Annotated in this window: 5 protein-coding genes and 1 pseudogene; 2 read left to right on the forward strand and 4 right to left on the reverse strand. The window is 66.5% G+C overall.

The window, feature by feature from the left end; translation table 11 throughout:
- Positions 1-131: pseudogene (locus tag ACFXN1_RS51410) on the reverse strand (acetyl-CoA C-acyltransferase); the annotation flags it as partial.
- 113 nt (positions 132-244) lie between these two features.
- Between ACFXN1_RS51410 and mce the strand changes: the two are divergent.
- Both mce and ACFXN1_RS51420 read left to right on the forward strand, forming a co-directional pair.
- The gene (gene mce / locus ACFXN1_RS51415) at positions 245-715 is read left to right on the forward strand and encodes a methylmalonyl-CoA epimerase (protein WP_379446620.1); all 471 of its coding nucleotides are present in this window, start codon (positions 245-247) and stop codon (positions 713-715) included.
- Between the two features lie 86 nt (positions 716-801).
- On the forward strand, positions 802-1,773 hold the full coding sequence (locus ACFXN1_RS51420; RefSeq protein ID WP_379446621.1) for a hypothetical protein: 972 nt from the start codon (positions 802-804) through the stop codon (positions 1,771-1,773).
- Positions 1,774-1,992: 219 nt separating this feature from the next.
- Here ACFXN1_RS51420 and ACFXN1_RS51425 read toward each other — a convergent pair whose 3' ends face one another.
- The 3 genes from ACFXN1_RS51425 to ACFXN1_RS51435 are packed head-to-tail and all read right to left on the reverse strand — an operon-like array spanning position 1,993 to position 3,732.
- Positions 1,993-2,298, reverse strand: coding sequence for an ATP/GTP-binding protein (locus ACFXN1_RS51425; protein WP_354850154.1), 306 nt, complete (start codon positions 2,296-2,298; stop codon positions 1,993-1,995).
- Positions 2,299-2,308: 10 nt separating this feature from the next.
- Positions 2,309-2,986: an endonuclease NucS gene (gene nucS / locus ACFXN1_RS51430; RefSeq protein WP_354850151.1), complete on the reverse strand. Its 678-nt coding sequence runs from the start codon at positions 2,984-2,986 to the stop codon at positions 2,309-2,311.
- A 23-nt stretch (positions 2,987-3,009) separates the two neighbouring features.
- On the reverse strand, positions 3,010-3,732 hold the full coding sequence (locus ACFXN1_RS51435) for a rhomboid-like protein (RefSeq protein WP_379405775.1): 723 nt from the start codon (positions 3,730-3,732) through the stop codon (positions 3,010-3,012).
- Between the last annotated feature and the right edge of the window lie 206 nt (positions 3,733-3,938).

The raw sequence follows: 3,938 nt of genomic DNA on the forward strand, positions 1-3,938 counted from the left end.
ACCCCGCCCTTCTCCAGCGCCGCCTTGATGGCGAACCCGCCCAGGTCGGAGCCGCTGAAGCCCTTCAGCGATCCGAGCAGCCGGCCCACCGGGGTGCGCGCGCCGGAGACGATGACGGAGGTGGTGGTCACGATGAGCCTCGCTTACGTCGTTTGGTGACTGCTCCGCCAACCATCGGAGCCGTACTCAAAGGTAACGTGCGGCGCTCCGGCATCCTTCCGAGGGGCGCGCTACCGTCACTGGTGTGAGCAACGCAGAGAACACCGGATTCATCCCGTCGGAATACGTCACCGCCGTCGATCACGTCGGAATCGCTGTGCCAGATCTCGATTCGGCGGTGGCCTGGTACCGGGACAATCTCGGCATGGTGGAGACGCATCGCGAGATCAACGAGGCGCAGGGCGTGCACGAGGCCATGCTGTCCGTGCCCGGCACTCCGGCCGGCTCGGTCGCTCTGCAGTTGCTGGCTCCGCTCAACGAGGAGTCGACGATCGCGAAGTTCATCGACCGAAACGGGCCTGGCCTGCAGCAGCTCGCGTATCGTGTCACCGATGTCGAGGCTGTTTCCGCGCAACTTCGGGAACGGGGCCTGCGTTTGCTGTACGCAGAGCCGCGCGGCGGCACCGCTGGTTCCCGCATCAATTTCATCCACCCCAAGGATGCTGGCGGTGTGCTGGTGGAACTCGTCGAACCGGCCGCGAAAACTACCCACTAGTACCGTGTTCCGCCCTCCTAAAGAGGGCGTAACAACATTCGCGGTCGGGTCACCATCGGGTGTCGTCAGGCTGTAGTTTGTGGGTCATGTCGTCCACTGAGCCCGATCGTAATCGCTTCGTCGCGCTGCCCTTTACCGTTGTGCGGAAGGGCTATGACCGTGACGAGGTGCGTAACTACTTCGACCGTTTCGATGCCGAGCTGAGGGTCACCGCCACCGACCGCGATGCCGCTGCAGCCCAGGCCCGCAACCTGGCGGCCCAGCTCGAGGATGCCCGGGACGAGATCGACGAGCTCCGTAAGGAGGTCGACCGGCTCTCGGTGCCGCCGACCACCGCCGAAGGCATGTCCGATCGCATCTCCCGCATGCTGCGTCTGGCCTCGGATGAGGCCTCCGAGGTCCGCGCCCAGGCGCAGGCCGAGGCCGCCGAGATGATCTCGATTGCCGAGCAGCAGGCCACCGAAATGCGTGGGAAGTACGAATCGCTCCTCTCCGAGACCAAGGAGAAGCGCGAAGCGCTCGAAATCGAGTTCGAGCAGACTCTCGCGAACGCCCGCTCCGAGTCCGCCAAGATCGTCGAAGCCGCCAATGCCGAGGCCGACCGCCTCACCAAGGAGTCCGAGGCCAAGCGCAAGGCCACGCAGCAGGACTTCGAGGTCACCATGGCGGAGCGGCGCACCAAGCTGACCCGCGCCATGGAGGAGCTGGAGGCCACCTCGCGCGCCGAGGCCGCCCAGCGCATCAAGGACGCCACCGACGAGGCCAACCGCCTCATCACCTCGGCGACCAACACCGCGGATCGAAAGATCGCGCACGCCAAGGAACTTGCCGAGGAGATGCGTGTGCTCCGCGGCCGCGTCCTGGCCCAGCTGCTCGGTATCCGCGGCCAGCTCGACTCGGTCCCGGCCATGCTCGCCGCCGTCAACCGCGAGAGCGAACTGCTCGACGGCGCACCGGAACAGCGCTCCATCCAGAAGAGCGGCCGCAAGGCCATCGCCGACGCTCGCGAAGACGACGAGATCGTCGACGAGCGCGAGAACGCTGACGTCTCCAGCTAATTCACCGACCGGGCGACAACCCGCATCCGTTCGAAGGCCGCTTCCCCTCCGGGGGAAGCGGCCTTCCTTATGCAAACCCGTTGGAGCCGTTGACGAGCGAGCCTTGGCGCACGACCACGGAGGTGACGTCCGCCGAAGCGGGAACTGTCCCGCTCATCGATACCGAGACCGCCCCGAACGCACTCGGCGCCAGCACGATTCGTTTGTGCCTCCCGGGGCTCAGGACCAGCGGCGGGTGATGGTGCGGGTGTTGCGGCCGTTCCAGCAGCCGGTGTGCCAGTGGCGGCGATCGTCTTCGCCGCCGTGGACTGCCCAGGCGACGATGTGCGGTGTGCCCGGTGGGATGACGTGGTCGCAGCCGGGGCAGCGGTAGGGCTTGGTGGCGCGGGTGCCGGGGACCGTGCGGACGACGAAGGTCTCGTCGGTCCCGGGACCGTGCTCGGTGCGGCCGAAGACGTCGCCCAGGGGGCGCGGGTCCGAGTGGGATCGCGCCGAGTCCTTGGGGCGGGGCTTCCGGCGTGGCATGGTATCGAGGTTAGAACAGCCGGAACTCGCTGGAGTCGGTGCCGCGCAGGGCATCGTAATCCAGTGTGAGGCAGCGGATGCCGCGGTCGGCGGCAAGGGTCTTGGCCTGCGGCTTGATCTGCTGGGCGGCGAAGACGCCCGCGACGGGAGCCAGCAGCGGGTCGCGGTTGAGGAGTTCGAGGTAGCGGGTGAGCTGTTCGACGCCGTCGATCTCACCGCGGCGTTTGATCTCCACTGCCACCGTCGCGCCGTCGGCGTCACGGCACAGGATGTCGACCGGGCCGATGGCGGTCATGTACTCGCGGCGGATCAAGGTGTAACCCGGACCGAGGGTTTCGATGTGCTCGGCGAGCAACTCCTGCAGGTGCGCCTCGACGCCGTCCTTCACCAGCCCGGGATCGACGCCCAGCTCGTGCTTGGAATCCAGCTCGATGTCCTCGACGGTGATGCGCAGTTCCTCGCCGGCCTTGTTGGACACCACCCACAGTTGGGTTGTCTCGGAATCGGTTTCCCGTTCCTCCAGCCAGCACGGCGGACTCATCCAGTTGAGCGGCTTGTAGGAGCCGCCATCGGAATGGACCAGCACCGAACCGTCGGCCTTCATCATGAGCAGACGACGGGCCATGGGCAGATGGGCGGTCAGACGGCCAACGTAATCGACCTGGCAACGAGCAATCACAAGGCGCACCGGTCGAGTCTAGTGACCGGGCATCAGCCCAGCAGCATCAGGCAGGCAAAAACGGAACCGCCCGCCAGCAACAGGTATTCCGGCACATTCAACGGCCGCACCGCCCCGCCCTGCCGGCGGATCGTCAACCGCCCGATACCCAGACCCAGGCACAGCGCCAGGAAGTGACCCACATTGGTGAAGGTGTGCCAGAGCACCACCCCGCCCAGCGCGAACGCCAGCCAGGTACTCGCCCACACCCACCGGCGATGCGGCGGCAGCACCGCCACCAGCGCACCCACCACGGCCATCGCGCCATAGCTGACACCGACGTCCTCGGCCATCGCGATACTGCCCGGCACCAGCTGCGACTGCACCGCCACCCACAGGCCCACCGCCACCAGCACGGTCGCGCCCACATGGCCGACGAAGAAGGTGTGCACCAGCTTCACGGTCCCGAATCGGCGCTCCGCCAAGGCGAGCAGGCAGGCCAGCATCGGCACGATCAGGAACACCGTCGCCGCGCCCTCACCCACCAGGAAGGCGCTCGAGAACAGCGTGCCGAGGCGGCCCTCGGTCAGATTGTTCAGGTTCGTGCTGGCATGCAACACGATTCGCGACTCCCGCGGCGCGCTGACCATGGTCAGGGCCACGGCGCCCAGCAGCAGCAGACCCACATAGCTGTAGGTGGCGGGCAGCCACAGAGCAGCCCACCGGAACCGGCGGGCCTGGTCGGCCGGCCGCTGTGGCGCGAGCTGGTGAATCATGCTGTCGATCATTGTCTTCCCGGCCCCATCAGAACTGATTGTCCGCTGGGAGCCTCCTGTGTATCCATACCCTATCCATATGTACCCGGGATACGCGTAGGTACCCCAGATACGCAGAAGGCCCCCAGCTTATGCTGGGGGCCTTCGCGAATGATGTTCCGGCGGTGTCCTACTCTCCCACACCCTGTCGAGTGCAGTACCATCGG

Source organism: Nocardia sp. NPDC059154 (assembly GCF_042755705.1).
Classification (GTDB): Bacteria; Actinomycetota; Actinomycetes; order Mycobacteriales; family Mycobacteriaceae; genus Nocardia.